A 17,505-nucleotide genomic window follows, 5' to 3' on the forward strand; every position below is an offset into this window, starting at 1 on the left:
GAGCCGCCATCAGCGTAGCTGCATCATGCTGAGAGCGAACCGGCCATGTCGGCGATTACGCTGAATCATGTCTCCAAGTCGTGGGGCGCGATGCGCGCCGTCGACGACATCAGTCTGACGGCGGAGGAGGGCTCGCTGCTGGTGCTGCTGGGACCGTCCGGCTGCGGCAAGTCGACCACGCTGCGGCTGATCGCCGGTCTCGAGGAGGCCGATGCCGGCACGATCGCCATCGGCGGCGTCGACGTGACCCGCCTGTCGCCGGCGGACCGGAAGATCTCCATGGTGTTCCAGTCCTATGCGCTGTTTCCGCATTTGAGCGTGGCCGAGAACATCATCTTCGGGCTGCGCGTGCGGCGCGTGTCGCGCGCCGAGCGTGACGCCCGGCTTCGTCGCGTCGCCGACATCGTTGGTTTGACGCATCTGCTCGACCGCAAGCCGTCGCAAATGTCGGGAGGGCAGCGCCAGCGCGTCGCGCTGGGGCGCGCCATCATTGCCGAGGCGCGGGTCTGTCTCATGGACGAGCCGCTGTCCAACCTGGACGCCAAGTTGCGACACGAGATGCGAACGGAGATCCGCGCGTTGCAGCAACGTCTCGGCGTGACGATGGTCTACGTCACCCACGATCAGACCGAAGCCATGACCATGGCGGACCGCGTCGTCCTGATGCGCGATGGCCGCATCGAGCAGAACGGCTCGCCGGAAGAGCTCTACAACCGGCCGGCGACGGCGTTCACGGCGCGGTTCATCGGTACACCGCCGATGAATCTGGTCCGTCAGGACGATCGTCTCATCGGCATTCGGCCGGAGCACATCCGCATTGTGGCCGGTGGGGATCATGCTGCGCGGGTCAAGGCCGTCGAGCATCTCGGGGCCGACAGTATCGTGCTGTGCGACATCGACGGTCAGCCGATCTCGGTTCGACTCGAAGGGTTCAGCAAGGTTCAGCCCGGCGAGGATATCCGGCTGGCCTGGGAGGCCGGTCACGAGCATCGGTTCGATCCAGCTTCGGAATGTCGATTGGAGACTTCAGCCAGGGAGGGCCGGCTGGCGACCTCCGCTGGATAGCAGCGGTGGTTTCAGGCGCTCGGCGGATTACAGAGGGAGAGAGAGATGTTTGCGCGACGAACGATGTTGATGGCAGCCGCACTTACCCTGCTCTCGATAGGGGCGCGTCCCGCTGCCGCGGTGGATCTGACCATGTACTATCCGGTCGCGGTCGGCGGTCCCGTCACCAAGATCATCGACGACATGGTCTCGCGCTTCGAGAAAGACAATCCGGACGTCAAGGTGACGGCAGTCTATGCCGGCAACTACACGGATACGATGACCAAGGCGATGACCGCCATGAAGGGTGGGCAGCCGCCGCAACTGTCAGTGTTGCTGTCGACCGACGTGTTCACGCTGCTGGACGAGAACGCGATCGTGCCGTTTGACGACCTCGTCAGCGACAAGGCCTGGTTCAAGGAGTTCTATCCCGCGTTCATGGCCAACGGCCAGGTCGACGGCAAGACCTGGAGCATCCCGTTCCAGCGTTCGACCATCGTTCTGTACTGGAACAAGGACGCGTTCAAGGAAGCGGGCCTCGATCCGGAGAAGGCGCCGGCGTCCTGGGACGAAATGGTCGAGATGTCGAAGAAGCTGGTCAAGAAGGATGGCGCAAACACGACGCGTTGGGGCGTCGAGATCCCGACGACCGGCTACGGCTACTGGATGCTGCAGGCGCTCGCCATCGAGAACGGCCAGAAGATGATGAACGAGACCGGCACCGAGGTGTACCTCACCGCGCCGAAGACGGTCGGCGCGCTCGATTACTGGGTCGACCTGTCGCGCAAGCACAACGTCATGCCGACCGGCAGCATCGACTGGGCGACGCTTCGCACCGACTTCCTCGAAGGCAAGACGGCGATGATGTGGCACACGACGGGTAACCTCACAGCCGTCAAGGACGCCGCAAAATTCCAGTTCGGCGTGGCCATGCTGCCGGCCAAGGAGCGGCGGGGATCGCCGACCGGCGGCGGCAGCTTCTACATCTTCAAGAGCGCTTCGCCCGAGCAGCAGAAGGCCGCCGTCAAGTTCATCCAGTGGATGACGGCACCCGAGCGTGCGGCGGAGTGGAGCATGAAGACCGGCTACGTCGCGGTGTCGCCGGCCGCCTACAAGACCAAGGCGATAGAAGACTACGCCAAGGGTTTTCCGCAGGCGACCGTCGCGCGCGATCAGCTCGAGCATGCCGTGCCGGAGCTCTCCGTCCACGAAAACGGCCGTATCTACAAGTTTGTGAACGATGCTGTGCAGGCCGCGGTCACGGGCTCGCAGAAACCGCAGGAAGCGCTGGCCGCCGCGCAGGCGCAGTCCGACCGCGTGCTGCGCGCCGCCAAGTAAGCGCAAAGGAAGGGACATGGCGGGGGGGTGGTTCGCCGCCATCCCGCCGGCTCCAAAATGACCGATCTCGCCGCCTCATCGCCAATCCCCGAACGCCGCGCTCGGTCGCAGGCGTGGTGGAATGCCGTGAATGCGTGGCTGCTGCTGTTGCCGGCGGCGGTGCTGCTGGTGGCGTTCACGCATTGGCCGATCCTGGCAACGCTCCGGCATTCGCTGTTCATCACCAAGCGGAACGGCAACGAGGTCTTCGTCGGGGCGGACAGCTACCAGGCCATGGCGGCCGATCCGATCTTCTGGAAGGCGCTGATCAATAATTTCTGGTTTGCGCTCGGCACCATCCCGACCTCGATCGCGTTGGCTCTGATCATGGCGGTCTGGGTCAATCGCAACATGCGCGGCCGCGGCTTTCTGCGACTGGCGTACTTCACGCCGACCGTGCTGCCGATGATCGCCGTCGCCAACATCTGGCTGTTCTTCTACACGCCGGGTTACGGCGCGCTCGATCAGCTGCGCGGGCTGTTCGGCCTCGGCGGCTGGAACTGGCTCGGCGATCCCTCAACGGTGATGGGCTGCCTGATCGTCATGGTGATCTGGAAGGAAGCCGGCTTCTTCATGATCTTCTATCTGGCGGCGCTGCAACAGCTCTCGCCGGACCTCGATGAAGCCGCCTCCATCGAAGGCGCGAGCCGGTGGTACACGTTCCGCCGCATCACGTTCCCGCTGCTGATGCCGACCACGCTGTTCGTGGCCATCAATGCCGTCATCAACTCGTTCAAGCTGGTGGACCATCTGGTCATCATGACCAAGGGCGGTCCGAACAACGCCAGCACGCTGCTGCTCTATTACATCTATGAGGTCGCCTTCACGTTCCAGGATTCCTCCTACGCGGCAACGCTGACGGTCGTGCTTCTCATGTTGCTCAGCGCGATTGCGCTGTTGAAGTTCGGTTATCTCGATCGCAGGATCCACTACCAATGAGAGGCCGGACACACCCCGTCGAGGCCGTCGCGGCATGGCTCCTGGCTTTGATCTGGCTCGCTCCGCTGGCCTATGCCTTCTGGAGCGCGCTGCATCCGGCGGCCTACGCCACATCGTTCAGCCTGTCCGCGCCCTGGACGCTGGAGAATTTCGCCCGGGCCTGGAAGCAGGCGCCGTTCGCCCGGTACTATCTCAACACGGTCGTGCTGGTGACGTTCATCCTGGTCGGCCAGCTCATCCTGTCCACGCTGGCCGCCTATGCCTTTGCGCGCTTCAGGTTCAAGGGCAGCGGCATTGCCTTCGCGCTCGTGCTGCTCCAGCTCATGATCATGCCCGACGTCCTCATCGTCGAGAACTACCGCGCGATCGCCAGGCTGGGATTGCTCGATACGATTCCTGCCATCGCGCTGCCTTATCTGGCGAGCGCCTTTGGTATCTTCCTGTTGCGGCAGACCTTCAAGAGCGTGCCTCAGGAGCTGGTCGAAGCCGCCCGGGTCGAGGGAGCAGGCCCACTGGTCATCCTTTGGCGGGTCTATGTGCCGTTGGCACGCCCCACTTATGTCGCCTTCGGCCTCGTCTCCGTCAGCTATCACTGGAACAACTTCCTATGGCCGCTGATCGTGACGAATTCGGTGGAAGCGCGGCCGCTCACGGTGGGTCTTGCCGTGTTCGGCGCGCCTGAGACCGGCGTCGATTGGTCGGTGATCACGGCGGCGACGGTTATGACGATGGCGCCGCTGCTGATCGCGTTCCTGCTGTTCCAGCGCCAGTTCGTTCAGTCATTCATGCGCGCGGGTATCCGGTAATGCGACTTCTCACCTGGAACATTCAGTGCGGCAAGGGGTGCGACGGCGTCACCGATCTCTCCAGGATCGTTGCAGTGGCCAGGCGGACGCTTGATGCGGACGTGTTCTGCTTCCAGGAATTGAGCGTGAATTTTTCGAGATTCGGCGATGGTGCGGACCAGAGTGCGCAGCTCGCAGAGCTGCTGCCGGGCTATTCCGCGATCTTCCGGCCGGCGATTGAGACGATGGATCGCGCGGGCAGCATCCACTGCTTCGGCAACATGACGCTGTCGCGGTTGCCGGTGGTGCAGATCGCCAATCACCTGTTGCCGTTTCCGGGCGCGGGTGGGGTGCGCAGCATGCGCCGTCACGCCCTGGAGGTGACGGTTCAGGCGACGTTCGGCGCGGTTCGGATCGTCAACACGCATCTCGAGTTTCATTCGGCCGATCAGCGTTACGCGCAGATCACGCGGCTGCTGGATCTGCAGCAGGACGCGTCGGAGAGCCCCAGGCAGGCGAGCTCCCGGCACGATGAGCCATATGGAAGCCAGACCGTCGCTGCCTCGAGCCTGATGTGCGGCGATTTCAATTTCGACGTCGCCGATCCCCAGCATGCCCTGATCGACCGGGCCAGCCGGCCGGGTCTGAATTATCGGGACGCGTGGACCGCCAATCGTCCCGGCTGCCCGCGGCCGCCAACGTGCGGCATCTACGACCGCGCGCAATGGGTCGACGGGCCGGACTGTCGCGACTTCATCTTCGTCACGGAGGATCTGGTCAGTCGCGTGCGCAGCATCGAGGTCAACGAAGCAACCGATGCTTCGGACCACCAACCTCTCGCGATCGAGCTGGCGGACTAGCGAATGGCGACGTCATCAAAGCTTGTCGTTCCAAGGAAGGGTAGGGTGCTCCTGGTCAGGCGGCGGCGCGACAAGCGCTGGATTTTCCGGGCGGCCGCAGGCGGGCCGGCGAGAGCGAGAGAAAATGCCTCCATCGCGAGATCATGGAGGAGCTGCCCAAGCTCCAGGCTTGGCGAGTTGAGGCTGTGGAAGGAAGTCAACGGCAAGAACCGCAGGTCCGGCCGAAGGATGAGCGATGCGATCCTCCTGAGCAAGAAGGCCTCGGGCCCCCTCAAGATCGGCGACAAGAAGGAGCTCGACCGGGTGGAATGGCGAAAGCCGCGCGGGCTGAAATTGACCCCAACCTCGCGCTACATTCGCGACAAGCTGTTTCCGAAATAGGCAAGGTGCCTAGCCGCGCCCTGTGCGGAGTAGAATAGGGGTCGGATGCTTCATTGCAAAGCGTGCTAAGCGAACCTCTTCGGCCGAGAGCTCAATGCCGTGAACGGCTGCAGCGTGCGTAGTCACGGTTCTGATAAAGGAAAAATCGATCGCCAACGTGGCCGGACCAGCGCCTTCCTTCGCGCGCTTGCGTCCAAATTCGATAAGTCGCTCGCGATTGAGCTTAGACAGTTTCACTGTTCCCAGCGCTTCCTTCAGTGCTTCCAACACGGCGGCCTTTGAGCGGCGGGGAGGGCGCCCGACTTCATGCATATCCTCGACGTGAAGGTCGATGATGTCGCCGAATGTACGCGCCTGGACAGCAGCGCGTGGTTTTGGTGATCCACTGCGGTCGATATTGCGTTCCATATCGAGCGCCCAATCCTCACCGTCCTTGCGCCGGCGGAAGGTCTCTGACACGTAGCGGTTCTTGCGGCGGACCTGGACGCGCCAGTTCCCGGAAGGCAAATGCGTGAAGCTGGCCACGGCCGTGTGCACTCCCCAATTCGTGTGCGCTACGTGTGCACTGAGAGGTCAAAACAGGTACAAACGTGTGCAAATTCGGCTAGTTGGAGTGCACACGTTCGTGTTTCATCCTATTGAGATGATAAGGTAAATCATTGAAATCGCAAGACTATCGCTTTTCCGTGGCACCCATGATGGACTGGAGCGAGAGTTTAGGTCTTTCAAATGGTTAGAAGGCGGCGTGTGCACGACGTGTGCAGGGGGAAATCCAAGAAAAGCTTGCCACGACCAACGTGAGCAGACTTGCTGAAAACTGGCGTGGGCCGTCGGCGAACGAGCATAGCCAATCCTTCGGAGGACCTTCGAACTACCAAGCGTTGATCAGCAGGTTCAGTTGCGGAGGCCCAAAGTCATCCCTTGCGGCGCATCGCGCTGCGTCGTTGATCAGGTAAGAGCGAGGAGCTTCTTCGAAAGGCAGGCTCAGACTTCGAACAGTTCGCCAAAACGAAAGACCGACAATTATCTCGTCATAGCGACCGGTACTTATGCCCTGCTGCCTTCCTGAGTCGCCTGCCGCGACGAAGTGCAGAGAGTTGAGCCATTAGTGGCGCTTATGTCGCAAATTTTTACTTCCAATTTTACTTCGCAAAATTCCGACCCTAGCCTCACGCGCAACCGATCACATCTGCAGTCGGTCAATGGCGACCGGTGCGGGCGTTCATCGTAACCAACGAGGGTTGCCATGTCTGATGAGGGTAAGGGGACATTCACTTCCGATCCGGCGGGAACGGAGGCGAGGCCTGCGAAAAAGCTGAGCCGCCGCACGTTGTTGAAGGGCGCGGCGGCAGTTGCTGGCGCTACAGTGGGGGCGGATGCGATCCGCGGTTTCCCGACCATCTGGGCGCAGGAGATCAAGGACATCGAGCTGCGACATGTCGGCGTGTCCTATTCGGTGGTGAAAGCGATCGGCGACCAGGCGGCCAAGGATCTCGGTTTCAAGGTGACGATGCAAAACCTCGACACCTCCGCCGCCATCAACCGCTTCATAAGCCAGCCTAATACGGTCGATATTGCCGATCTCGAGGGCTGGCAGGCCAAGCTCGCCGCCAAGCGCGCCGTGATCCAGGGCATCGAGGTCAAGAAGATCAAGGAGTTCGACAACATCCTGCCGATCTTCACCAAAGGCGAGATCGACGGTCACAAGATCCCGCGCCAGGGCATCTCGCCCTATGAGGCCATGTACATCGCCAAGCCCGATGCGACCGATCTCAATGACGGCGTCACTGAATGGGCGACCTTCCTGCCGCAGGTCTACAACGCCGATTCCATCGGCTATCGCCCCGACCTCGTCGGCCATGAGGTGACCGAGTGGAAGGACCTGATCGATCCTAAGTTCAAGGGCAAGGCCGCGATCCTCGACGTGCCCGCGATCGGCATCATGGACGCCGCGCTCTGCTTCGAGAGTGCCGGGCTGATCAAGTACGGCAACAAGGGCAACATGACCAAGGAGGAGATCGACTTCACCTGCAACAAGCTGATCGAGCTGAAGAAGCAGGGCCAGTTCCGCGCGACCTGGACCACCTTCGACCAGTCGGTGCAGCTGATGGCGGCGGGCGAGGTGGTCATCCAGTCGATGTGGTCGCCCGCGGTCGCGGCTGTCCGCGTCAAGGAAATTCCCTGCGTCTACGCGCCTGTCAACGTCAAGAACGGCAAGGAAGGCTACCGCGGCTGGTGCAACGGCATGGGCCTGATGAAGCATCTCTCCGGCAAGAAACTCGATGCTGCCTATGAATATCTGAATTGGTACCTCTCGGGCTGGCAGGGCGGCTTCGTCGCGCGCTACGGCTATTACAGCCCCGTGCCCTCGACCGCGAAGAAATTCCTCACGCGGGCCGAATGGGCCTTCTGGTACGAGGGCCAGCCCGCGCCGGAGGTGGTCAACGATCCCTACGGCGTTGCCATGGAGAAGGCCGGCACCAAGCGTGACGGCGGCTCGTTCCTCGACCGCGTCAAGAACATCTCCTGTTGGAACACGCTGATGGACGAGGCCGCCTACATGAACAAGCGCTGGAACGACTTCAAGGTGGCCTGAAACCTGCTTTTCCCTGACGAAAGGCGCCGGCGCGGCGACGCGCCGGCGGGTGAAGATCGACGTCGAGGCGTTCGCTGACATGCAGCCAAATCCAATTCAAAGTCCAACTCCATCGCGATCCAATCTGGCCGGCTGGCTCTACGTCTCGCCGCTGGTCCTGGTGCTGGTGCCGTTCTTTGCGGCGCCGATCCTGGTCGTGCTCGGTGCGAGCTTCTTCGCCACCGACGGCTTTGGCGGGCTCACCCCCGGCTTCACGCTCGCAAGCTATGTCGAGGTGCTGCACTCGGCGCTGACACTGAAGCTCTATCTGGCGACGATCAAGTTCACGGTCCTGGCCTGGATCTTCACGCTGATCATCGGCTTCTTCGTTGCCTATTTCCTGGTGTTTCACGTCCGCAACCAGTTGCTGGCGATCGGCCTGTTCCTGCTCTGCACCGTTCCGTTCTGGACCTCGAACATCATCCGGATGATTTCCTGGATTCCGCTGCTCGGCAAGGAAGGCTTGATCAACCAGGCGCTGCTAGGAGCGGGCGTGATCCGCCAGCCGCTCGAGGTGCTGTTGTTCTCCGACCTTGCGGTGGTCATCGCCTATGTCCACCAGCTCACGATCTTCATGATCGTGCCGATCTTCAACTCCATGGCGAGGATCGACAAGAAGCTGATCGAGGCTGCGATCGACGCCGGCGCCAGCCGCTTCGACATCATGCGCCTGATCGTGGTGCCGATGTCCAAGAGCGGCATCGCGCTCGGCACCATCTTCGTGGTCTCGATCGTGATGGGCGACTTCTTCGTGGTCAAGGTGATGTCCGGCGGCGGCTCGGCCTCGGTGGTGAGTGCGTTTTACGAGGATGTCGGCGTGCTGCAATATCCGACCGCGGCGGCGAGCGCCGTGCTGCTGACACTGGTGCTGGTCGCCATCGTCTCGTTGATCCTGCGTACCGTCGATATGAGGCAGGAGATCACGCGATGAGCGCGGTTCTCGCCGACATGCCCAAAACCGATATCTCCAAGCCGGCAGCGGCCGCGACGATCAAGGCAATCGCGCCGAGCAAGGACGGCAGGCCGTGGACGTTCTACGTGTTGGCGGCGTTGTTTACGTCTTACGTCATCGCGCTCTACGGCCCGATGTTCTGCATCTACGTCCTGTCGTTCCAGGATATCCGTGGCGGGCTCGTATTCCCGATGAAGGGGCAGTCGCTGCACTGGTTCGTCGACCTCTTCACCCAGGTGCGTACCGGCGACGTCAAGGGCTCGTTCGACCGTTCGATCAAGCTCGCGGCCATCGTCACCGTCATCACGGTGGTGGTCTCGTTCCTCGCCGGCCTCGGCTTCCGCAGGCGCTTCCGGGGCGACACCTTCGTCTTCTACATGATGATCGGCAGCCTGGTCGCGCCCGGTCTCGTGCTCGGCCTCGGCACGGGGCTTCTGTTCCAGGCGCTCGGGCTTAACGCGAGCTGGTACACCTCGGCACTCGGCGCGCAGCTGTCCTGGACGTTGCCATTCGGCGTGCTCGTGATGTTCGCGGTGATGTCGCGCTTCGATCACGCCTGGGAAGAGGCGGCTTACGATCTCGGCGCGAGCCGGTGGCAGTCGATCGGGCTGGTGATGATCCCGGTGCTGGCGCCCGGCCTGATCGCGGTCGCGCTGTTCGGTTTCACGCTGTCCTATGACGAGTTTGCGCGCAGTCTACAGACCGCGGGCTCGCTCAATACGTTGCCGCTGGAGATATGGAGCATGACGCTGAACGTCACCTCGCCCTCGCTCTACGCGCTGGGAACGGTGACCACTATCGTCTCCTTCGTCGTCATTGGCGCCAGCCTCGGCACCATCGTGCTGATCCAGAAGAAGCGCGGCAGCCGGGCAAAGGGCTAGGAATGAAAAACGATCGCGGCGATATCGAACTGGCGGGTGTCTGCAAGAGCTTCGACGGCGTCACCAACGTGGTTGACGGCGTTAATTTGAAGATCGCGGACGGCGCCTATTGCTGCTTCATCGGCCCTTCCGGCTGCGGCAAGACGACGATCCTGCGCATGATTGCAGGCCATGAGGATCCGACGGCGGGCGAGATCGTCATTGGCGGCCAGAACGTCGTCGGCCTCGCGCCGGTGCAGCGGCGCACGGCGATGATGTTCCAGTCCTATGCGCTGTTCCCGCATCTCACCGTGCGCGAGAACGTCGCCTTCGCCCTGCGGGTGCGCGGCATGTCCAAGGCCGATCGTCTGCGCGCGGCCGACGCCATGATCGAGAAAGTGCGGCTGACGCAATTCTCCGACCGCCTGCCGGCCCAGCTCTCCGGCGGCCAGCAACAGCGGGTGGCGCTGGCGCGTGCTGCGATCACCGAGCCGCGCGTGCTGCTGCTCGACGAGCCGCTATCGGCACTCGATGAGCAGCTCCGCGTCCAGATGCGGCAGGAGCTCAGGCGGATGCAGCAGGAACTCGGCATCACCTTCATCCACGTCACCCATACCCAGCTGGAGGCGATCGCACTCGCCGACCTCGTCGTGGTGATGGAGCAGGGCCAGATCAAGCAGGCCGGGCCGGCGCGCGATGTCTACGCTCATCCGCACGACCGTTATGTCGCCCAGTTCATGGGCGGGCAGAATGTGCTGTCGGGGCACGTCGAGAAGGTCAACGGCGCCAGCTTCACGCTTGCGCAGGCGGGGCCCTCAGGCATCGAGGTGCCGCTTCAGGCTCGCCCGAGCGTCAACGTCGGCGACAAGGTCGATATCGCGGTGCGCCGCGACGATGTCGCGCTGGTTCGGCCGGGCAGGGACCTGCCGCCGGGCTGCACCACATCGTTGCCGAGCCGGGTGCTCGCGATCGAATACCAGGGCTATTTCGTCAAGGTGATGCTCGACACCGTGCCGGACGACGAGTTCGTGGCCTATGTGCCGGAAAAGACCTTCTTCGCAGATCCCTTCACCGTCGGCGACGTCGTGATGGCCACATGGGCCACCGGCAGCGCGCTTCCACTTGCCTAAAGACCCGTCGCGCAAAGGAGCATGACCGTGCAGATATCCTTCACACTCAACGGACGGCCAACCACTGTCGAGGTCGAGCCGGCAACGCTCGTCGCCGAGCTCTTGCGCGAGCAACTCAACCTCACCGGCACCCATATCGGCTGCGATACCAGTCAGTGCGGCGCCTGCGTGGTTCATCTCGACGGCCTGCCGGTGAAGAGCTGCACGCTGCTGGCTCCAGCGCTCGACGGCAAGACGCTACTCACCATCGAAGGCCTGCAAGGCGCGGCGGGCTCGAACCTGATGCATCCGATGCAAGAGGCGTTTCGCGAGCATCACGGCCTGCAATGCGGTTTCTGCACGCCCGGCATGCTGATGACCGCTGTCGCGCTCGCGACCGAGAAGCCGGACCTGACGGAGGCCGATGTCCGTCATGGCCTCGAAGGCAACATCTGCCGCTGCACCGGCTACCAGAACATCGTCGTCTCGGTCATGGCCGGCGCTGCCGCCATGAACGCCGCCAAGGGGGAGTGACCATGGGAAATGTGATCGGCATCGGCGCCGCACCGAAGCGGAAGGAGGACCAGCGCTTTCTCACCGGCCGCGGCAACTACGTCTCCGACATCAAGCGGCCGGGCATGACGGCGGGCGTGTTCGTACGCTCGCCGCATGGCCATGCGGCGTTGCGCGGCATCGACAGGAGCGCAGCGCTGGCCTCGCCCGGCGTCATAGCGGTGCTGACCGGCGACGATGTCGCCGACGATGCACTGGGATCGCTGCCCTGCGGTTGGGGTATCACGGACGCCAAAGGCGTGCCGATGAAGGAGCCGCCGTTTCCGATGTTGGCCCAGGACAAGGTGCGCTTCGTCGGCGACATGGTCGCTTTCGTCGTCGCGGAGACGCCGGAGCAGGCCAATGCGGCGGCCGAACTCTTGAAGGTCGACTACGAGGTGCTGCCCTCCGTGGTCGGCGTGCTCGAAGCTATCAGGCCGGACGCGCCGCAATTGTTCGACGACGTGCCGAACAACATCTGCTGCGATTGGGAGCTCGGCGACAAGGGCGCGGTCGAGGCCGCATTCAAGAAGGCGGCGCATGTCGCCAAGCTGAGCCTTGTCAACAATCGCCTGATCGGCAATCCCATGGAGCCGCGCGCGGCGATCGCCGAATACGAGCCGGGCACCGATCGCTACACGCTGTGGACCACGAGCCAGTTCCCGCACGTCGTGCGTTTCCTGATGGGCGCGCTGGTGCTGAACATCCCTCAGCACAAGCTGCGCGTCGTCGCGCCTGATGTCGGCGGCGGGTTCGGCGTCAAGCAGTTCCACTACGGCGAGGAGGCGGTCATTACCTGGGCCGCCAAGCGCGTGAGGCGGCCGATAAAATGGGTCGCGAGCCGCTCGGAGGGCTACGTCTCCGATCGTCATGGCCGCGATCACGTCACGGAGGCCGAGCTCGCGCTCGACGAGACCGGCAAATTCCTCGCCTTCCGCGTCAACACGCTCGCCAATATGGGCGGCTACCTCTCGACCTTCGGACCGAACATCCCGACCAATCTCTACGGGCCGCTGCTCGGCGGCGTCTACACCACGCCCGCGATCTACTGCAACGTGAAGGTGGTGTTCACCAACACGGTGCCGGTCGATGCCTATCGCGGCGCGGGCCGGCCCGAAGCGACTTTTGTGCTGGAGCGCATTGTCGACGTCGCTGCGAGCGAGATGGGAATCGACCGCGTCGAGATCCGCCGCCGCAACATGATCCCGAAGGAGGCCTATCCGTATCAGACACCGGTGCTGGTGCAGTACGATTCCGGCGATCCCATAGGCTGTCTCGACGGCGCGCTGGTCGCAGCCGACGTCAAGAACTTTGGCGTGCGCAAGGCGGCTTCTGCCCGCAAAGGCAAGTTCCGCGGTCTCGGTTACTCCACCTACGTCGAGGCTTGCGGCCTTGCGCCATCGCGCTTTGCCGGACGGCTCGGTGCACGCGGCGGTCTCTACGAGAGCGCCACGGTGCGCGTGCATCCGACCGGGCAGGTGACGGTCATGATCGGCACGCATAATCACGGGCAGGGCCACGAGACGACCTTCGCCCAGATCGTCTCTGACAAGCTTGGCGTCGCATTCGACAACGTCGACATCGTGTTTGGTGATACCGACCGCGTCCAGTTCGGCATGGGGACCTATGGCTCGCGCTCGCTAGTCGTCGGAGGCGCCGCGCTGTCGAAGGCGACGGACAAGGTGATCGTCAAAGGCAAGAAGATCGCCGCGCATCTGCTCGAAGCGTCCGAGGCCGACATCCAGTTCGGGGCCGGCAAGTTTTCCGTCGCCGGTACGGACCGCATCAAGACGTTCGAGGAGATCGCGGGGGCCGCGTATGTCCCGCACGATTATCCGCTCGAGGTGCTTGAGCCGGGGCTGGAGGAGCAGGCCTATTACGACCCCATCAACTTCACCTATCCCGGCGGCTGCCACATCGCCGAGGTCGAGGTCGATCCCGAAACGGGCACGGTCACCCTCGTGAACTACACCGCGGTCGATGATGTCGGCACGGTAATCAACCCGATGATCGTCGAGGGCCAGCTGCATGGCGGCATCGTGCAGGGCGTCGGCCAGGCGCTGTTTGAGAACGCGGTCTATGACGAGGGGTCCGGCCAGTTGCTGTCGGGCTCGCTGATGGATTACTGCATGCCGCGCGCCGATCATCTGCCGATGATGAAGGTTGCGACCCACTCGACGCTTTGCACCCACACGCCGATGGGTGTGAAGGGCTGCGGCGAGGTCGGCACCATCGGCTCGCCGGCCGCCGTCATCAATGCGGTGGTGGACGCGCTTTCGCACCTCGGCGTCACGCATGTCGACATGCCGGCGACCCCGAACCGGATCTGGCGCCTGCTGCAAAACGCGTCGCTGCCGGTCGCGGCGGAATAGGGAGGACTACAATGAAACCATTTGCCTATCACCAGCCCGACCAGATTCCGGATGCGGCCAAGCTCCTGACCTCGATCGAGGACAGTAAGCCGGTTGCCGGGGGCATGACGCTGATCCCGACGCTGAAGCAACGGCTGGCCAATCCGCCGGCGCTGGTCGACCTGTCGAAGCTCGCAAACCTCAAGGGTATCACCGACGGCGGCACCACCATCACCATCGGCGCGATGACGCCGCATGCGATGGTGGCGGGCTCGAAGCTGGTGCAGACCAAAATCCCCGGCCTCGCGGCGCTGGCTTCGATGATCGGCGATCCCGCTGTGCGCAGTCGCGGCACCATCGGCGGCTCGGTCGCGAACAACGATCCGGCTGCTGATTATCCCGCCGGCGTGCTCGGCCTTGGCGCCACCGTCGTCACCAGTAAGCGCGAGATCGCGGCCGACAAGTTCTTCCGCGGCTTGTTCGAAACCCCGTTGGAGCCGGGCGAGATCATCACTGCGATCCGCTTCCCCGTGCCGGTCAAGGCCGGCTACGCAAAATTCAAGGCTCCGGCCTCGCGCTATGCGCTGGTTGGCGTGTTCGTCGCGCAGTTCGCCGATGGCGTTCGCGTCGCCGTCACCGGTGCTGGGCCCGGCGTGTTCCGCGTGCCGCCGATGGAGGCGGCGCTGTCGGGCAATTTCGATCCGTCCGCGATTGCGGCGATCAGGATCGACACCGAGGGCCTCACCTCCGACATCCATGCCGAAGCCGATTACCGGGCGCATCTCGTTACTGTGATGGCCAAGCGCGCCGTCGACGCGGCGCTCAGCTAGCTCCTGGGTTTGATGATGACTGATGGTTCCGGCCGAACGGCCTTTCCGCCGGCGCCGACTGGCCTTGGCGCGCTTTCTGCAACCGACATCATGGCCGGCTACCGGCGCAAGGCCTTCACGCCGCGCGATGTCGTCGACGAGACCATCGCCGCGCTTCAGGCGACGAACGAGGCCTGCAACGGGGTTGTGACGCCCATGTACGAGCAGGCGAGGGCAGAGGCCGACCGTCTCACGAAGGAGATGCGCGCCGGTGAGGCCAAGGGGCCGCTCGCCGGCGTGCCGGTGACGATCAAGGACCTCGTCTTCGTCGCGGGCGTGCCGGCCTATGCCGGCTCGCCGATGAACAAAGGCTTTGTGCCCGGGGACGATGCCGCGGTTGTGTCGGCGCTGAAGGCGGCCGGCGCGATCATTACCTGCAAGACCACGACCTGCGAGTCCGGCTATAAGTTGACGGCGGATAGCCCTGTCACAGGTATCACGCGCAATCCCTGGAATCCTGGTCGCACCAGTGGGGGGTCGAGCGGCGGCGCGGCGGCAGGCGTTGCCGCCGGCTGCGGTCCGATCGCGATTGGCACTGACGGTGTCGGCTCGATCCGTGTGCCGTCCTCCTTCTGCGGCGTGTTCGGCTTGAAGCCGACCTTCGGCCTCGTGCCGCGCTCGCCGGGCTTCTCGCCGCCGTCCTGGGCTTCGCTTGCCCATACCGGGCCGATCACGCGCACCGTTTCGGACGCTGCGCTGACGCTCGGGATCATCGCCGGCTACGATGTGCGTGATGCCGCGAGTCTTCCGGTGTCCACGCGCTGCTTCGATGCGAATGCTGGGCGCCTGGATGGTGTTCGTATCGGCGCCAGCGCCGATCTCGGCTATGCCGCCGTCAGCCCGGACGTGTGCGCAGCGTTTGACAAGGCGCTCGCCATTCTCGATTCCTGTGGCGCGCGGGTCACTATGGATGGGCCGGATCTCGATCCCGGAATTCTCGAGCATACGCTGAAGCCGATCGCACTCACCGAACAGGCTGCGGCGGTCGCGACCAAATCCGCAGCCGACCTCGCAAGCTCTGAGACGGACTACCAAGCCGTTGTCAGTGCCGGCCGTGACTACAGCGGCACGGACTACATCGCAGCGAGCTACCGCCGTGGCCAGGCGCGCAGCGCTTTCGTGAAGCTGTTCGAACGCGTCGATGCGCTCGTGACGCCGACTGTTGCAGTCACTGCATTCCAGGCTGGCCAGATCGGCGTCGACACCATCGATGGCAGGAAGGTCGATCCGCATCTTGGCTGGTCGCCCTTTACCTGGCCGATCAATCTTGCCGGTCTTCCTGCGGCGACGCTGCCCTGCGGCTTCGATCGTGATGGCATGCCGATCGGGCTTCAGATCATCGCGCCCTGGCTCGACGAGCCCACGATCTTCCGTATCGCGGCGGCGTTCGAGCAGGTGCAGCCCTGGGCGAAGTTCTGGCCGCCGGTGGCGCTACGTGAGGGCAGTGGAGGGCCCGTGAAGGGGTCTTAATGCAATCGTGCAGGTGTTTTGCCCGACGTGTCAACTCAAGTACCGAACGAAAAGACGGCGCGGCTCTGCGAGAAGCAGCACGCGAAAATCCCTTTGCGAACAAGGGCCGCTCTACTGTGCATGGGGTTGTTTTCGAGTTTTTTAGCGGCCTAGCCCAGCTCGATCGGCGCGCCGCGGCCGCTGAGCTCTTCGTCGAGGCGGAGGTAGTGCGCGAGATAATCGTGCAGCGCGGTCGCCGCCTTCGAGGTTGCGCCGCTGGATTTGTAGAGCAGCAGCTCGATCTTCGGCAGCGGCGGCAGGCCCTCGTTGGCCCCGATCTCGCGCATCGCCGGCACCAGCGCGCTGCGGCCGAGCACGGTGACGGCCATGCCGGCGAAGGCCGCGGCCTGTAGTCCCCCGACGCTTTCGCTGACGCAGGCGATGCGCCAGCGCAGGTTGGCGCGTTCCAGCGTATCGATGGCGTAATCGCGGTAGATGTTGCCCGGCGGCAGCAGCGCTAGCGGGATCGGGCGCTCCTGATGCGCGGCGGATTGCTCGCCCGTCATCCACACCAGCTGCTCGCGACGCACCACCTGGCCGCCGGTGAAGTCGTTCATGCGGGTCACGAGGGCAATGTCGACATCGCCGCGTTTGACGAGGCCGACCAGCGGGGTGGACAATGCACAATTCAGCTCGACCTGAACGCGCGGGAAGGATTTTCGGAACACGCTCAGAATCTGCGGCAGCATGAACGCCGCATAGAGGTCGGGCGTACCGAGCACGACCTGGCCTTCGATCTCCTGCGAAGCCAGCTGCGAAATCAGCTCGTCATGCAACCTCAGGATGGACTTGGCGTAGGTGAGGACGGTGGTGCCGTCGTCGGTCAAGGTCAGCCTGCGGCCACCATGCTCGAACAGCTGCTTGCCGGTAAGCTCCTCCAGCCGCTGCAATTGCAGCGTGATCGCTGGTTGAGTGCGGCCCAGCCGTCGCGCGGTCTCAGTGATGCTGCCGGTCTCGACCACGGAGATCAGCGAGCGGAGCATGCGGATGTCGAGGCTGATGAGGTTCATGAGGGCACTCGTTTCACCCGGTATTATGCAAAATTTGTGCTCAGTGCCTCTCAACGATGACCGGGCGCTGGATCAGGCCGCGGGCCGGCACTCAGTTCAGTAAACAGCTTGCTTGCCGCACTTCGCTCAAGAAGGCCTTGGCGAGGCGCGACAGGGGTTCTGCTTCCGACCATAGCATATAGGCCACCGCCTGCGTCGCCGGCGCGAAGGGCCGCACGACCAGGCCGTTGCCGCCGTTTTGCCGCGGCGAGAAGGGGTCGACCACGGCGACG

Annotated in this window: 15 protein-coding genes and 2 pseudogenes; 14 read left to right on the plus strand and 3 right to left on the minus strand. The window is 63.6% G+C overall.

Translation table 11 applies throughout. From position 1 onward, the window contains the following. Positions 1-45 precede the first annotated feature (45 nt). The 6 genes and pseudogenes from MOV74_RS04555 to MOV74_RS04580 all read left to right on the plus strand — a co-directional run bounded on the left by MOV74_RS04555 (position 46) and on the right by MOV74_RS04580 (position 5,386). Positions 46-1,065 carry an ABC transporter ATP-binding protein gene (locus tag MOV74_RS04555; protein ID WP_246918322.1) on the plus strand — a complete coding sequence of 340 codons (1,020 nt, stop codon included), beginning with the start codon at positions 46-48 and terminating at the stop codon, positions 1,063-1,065. A 63-nt stretch (positions 1,066-1,128) separates the two neighbouring features. After that, positions 1,129-2,382, plus strand: a complete 1,254-nt coding sequence (locus MOV74_RS04560) for an ABC transporter substrate-binding protein (RefSeq protein WP_246918369.1) — start codon at positions 1,129-1,131, stop codon at positions 2,380-2,382. Positions 2,383-2,439: 57 nt separating this feature from the next. After that, positions 2,440-3,360, plus strand: coding sequence for a carbohydrate ABC transporter permease (locus MOV74_RS04565; protein WP_246918330.1), 921 nt, complete (start codon positions 2,440-2,442; stop codon positions 3,358-3,360). Continuing rightward, positions 3,357-4,166, plus strand: a complete 810-nt coding sequence (locus MOV74_RS04570; protein WP_246918338.1) for a carbohydrate ABC transporter permease — start codon at positions 3,357-3,359, stop codon at positions 4,164-4,166. The genes MOV74_RS04565 and MOV74_RS04570 overlap by 4 nt, the downstream gene beginning before the upstream one ends. Next, positions 4,166-5,005, plus strand: coding sequence for an endonuclease/exonuclease/phosphatase family protein (locus MOV74_RS04575; RefSeq protein ID WP_246918340.1), 840 nt, complete (start codon positions 4,166-4,168; stop codon positions 5,003-5,005). Before MOV74_RS04570 ends, MOV74_RS04575 begins: the two co-directional genes overlap by 1 nt. A 3-nt stretch (positions 5,006-5,008) precedes the next feature. Continuing rightward, positions 5,009-5,386, plus strand: a pseudogene (locus MOV74_RS04580) (NUDIX hydrolase). Between the two features lie 9 nt (positions 5,387-5,395). Here the strand turns inward: MOV74_RS04580 and MOV74_RS04585 are convergent. After that, the gene (locus MOV74_RS04585; protein ID WP_246918347.1) at positions 5,396-5,911 is read right to left on the minus strand and encodes a hypothetical protein; all 516 of its coding nucleotides are present in this window, start codon (positions 5,909-5,911) and stop codon (positions 5,396-5,398) included. A 721-nt stretch (positions 5,912-6,632) separates the two neighbouring features. Between MOV74_RS04585 and MOV74_RS04590 the strand changes: the two genes are divergently transcribed. The 8 genes from MOV74_RS04590 (at position 6,633) to MOV74_RS04625 (ending at position 16,184) form a co-directional block, all read left to right on the plus strand. Then, positions 6,633-7,982 (plus strand): PotD/PotF family extracellular solute-binding protein, encoded by a 1,350-nt coding sequence (locus tag MOV74_RS04590; protein WP_246918349.1) that lies wholly within the window; start codon positions 6,633-6,635, stop codon positions 7,980-7,982. Between the two features lie 79 nt (positions 7,983-8,061). Beyond that, a complete protein-coding gene (locus MOV74_RS04595; protein WP_246918371.1) occupies positions 8,062-8,952 on the plus strand; it encodes an ABC transporter permease in 891 nt (296 codons plus the stop codon). Next, positions 8,949-9,854, plus strand: coding sequence for an ABC transporter permease (locus tag MOV74_RS04600; RefSeq protein ID WP_246918351.1), 906 nt, complete (start codon positions 8,949-8,951; stop codon positions 9,852-9,854). Before MOV74_RS04595 ends, MOV74_RS04600 begins: the two co-directional genes overlap by 4 nt. 2 nt (positions 9,855-9,856) lie before the next feature. After that, positions 9,857-10,963, plus strand: a complete 1,107-nt coding sequence (locus tag MOV74_RS04605; protein WP_246918353.1) for an ABC transporter ATP-binding protein — start codon at positions 9,857-9,859, stop codon at positions 10,961-10,963. Positions 10,964-10,984: 21 nt separating this feature from the next. Then, entirely contained in the window at positions 10,985-11,476 is a 492-nt protein-coding gene (locus tag MOV74_RS04610) for a (2Fe-2S)-binding protein (protein WP_246918355.1), read from the plus strand. A gap of 2 nt (positions 11,477-11,478) precedes the next feature. Further along, complete coding sequence (locus MOV74_RS04615; RefSeq protein ID WP_246918357.1) at positions 11,479-13,866, plus strand: xanthine dehydrogenase family protein molybdopterin-binding subunit; 2,388 nt, start codon at positions 11,479-11,481, stop codon at positions 13,864-13,866. Between the two features lie 11 nt (positions 13,867-13,877). Continuing rightward, positions 13,878-14,675 (plus strand): xanthine dehydrogenase family protein subunit M, encoded by a 798-nt coding sequence (locus MOV74_RS04620; protein ID WP_246918359.1) that lies wholly within the window; start codon positions 13,878-13,880, stop codon positions 14,673-14,675. Positions 14,676-14,690: 15 nt separating this feature from the next. Then, positions 14,691-16,184, plus strand: coding sequence for an amidase (locus MOV74_RS04625; RefSeq protein ID WP_246918361.1), 1,494 nt, complete (start codon positions 14,691-14,693; stop codon positions 16,182-16,184). Positions 16,185-16,333: 149 nt separating this feature from the next. On the opposite strand, the gene MOV74_RS04630 is transcribed toward MOV74_RS04625, so the two are convergent. Both MOV74_RS04630 and MOV74_RS04635 read right to left on the minus strand, forming a co-directional pair. Then, positions 16,334-17,233 carry a LysR substrate-binding domain-containing protein gene (locus MOV74_RS04630; protein WP_246918367.1) on the minus strand — a complete coding sequence of 300 codons (900 nt, stop codon included), beginning with the start codon at positions 17,231-17,233 and terminating at the stop codon, positions 16,334-16,336. A 91-nt stretch (positions 17,234-17,324) separates the two neighbouring features. After that, positions 17,325-17,505, minus strand: a pseudogene (locus MOV74_RS04635) (LysR family transcriptional regulator); the annotation flags it as partial.

The sequence above is a fragment of the Bradyrhizobium sp. SHOUNA76 genome (genome assembly GCF_023006445.1).
Classification (GTDB): domain Bacteria; phylum Pseudomonadota; class Alphaproteobacteria; order Rhizobiales; family Xanthobacteraceae; genus Bradyrhizobium.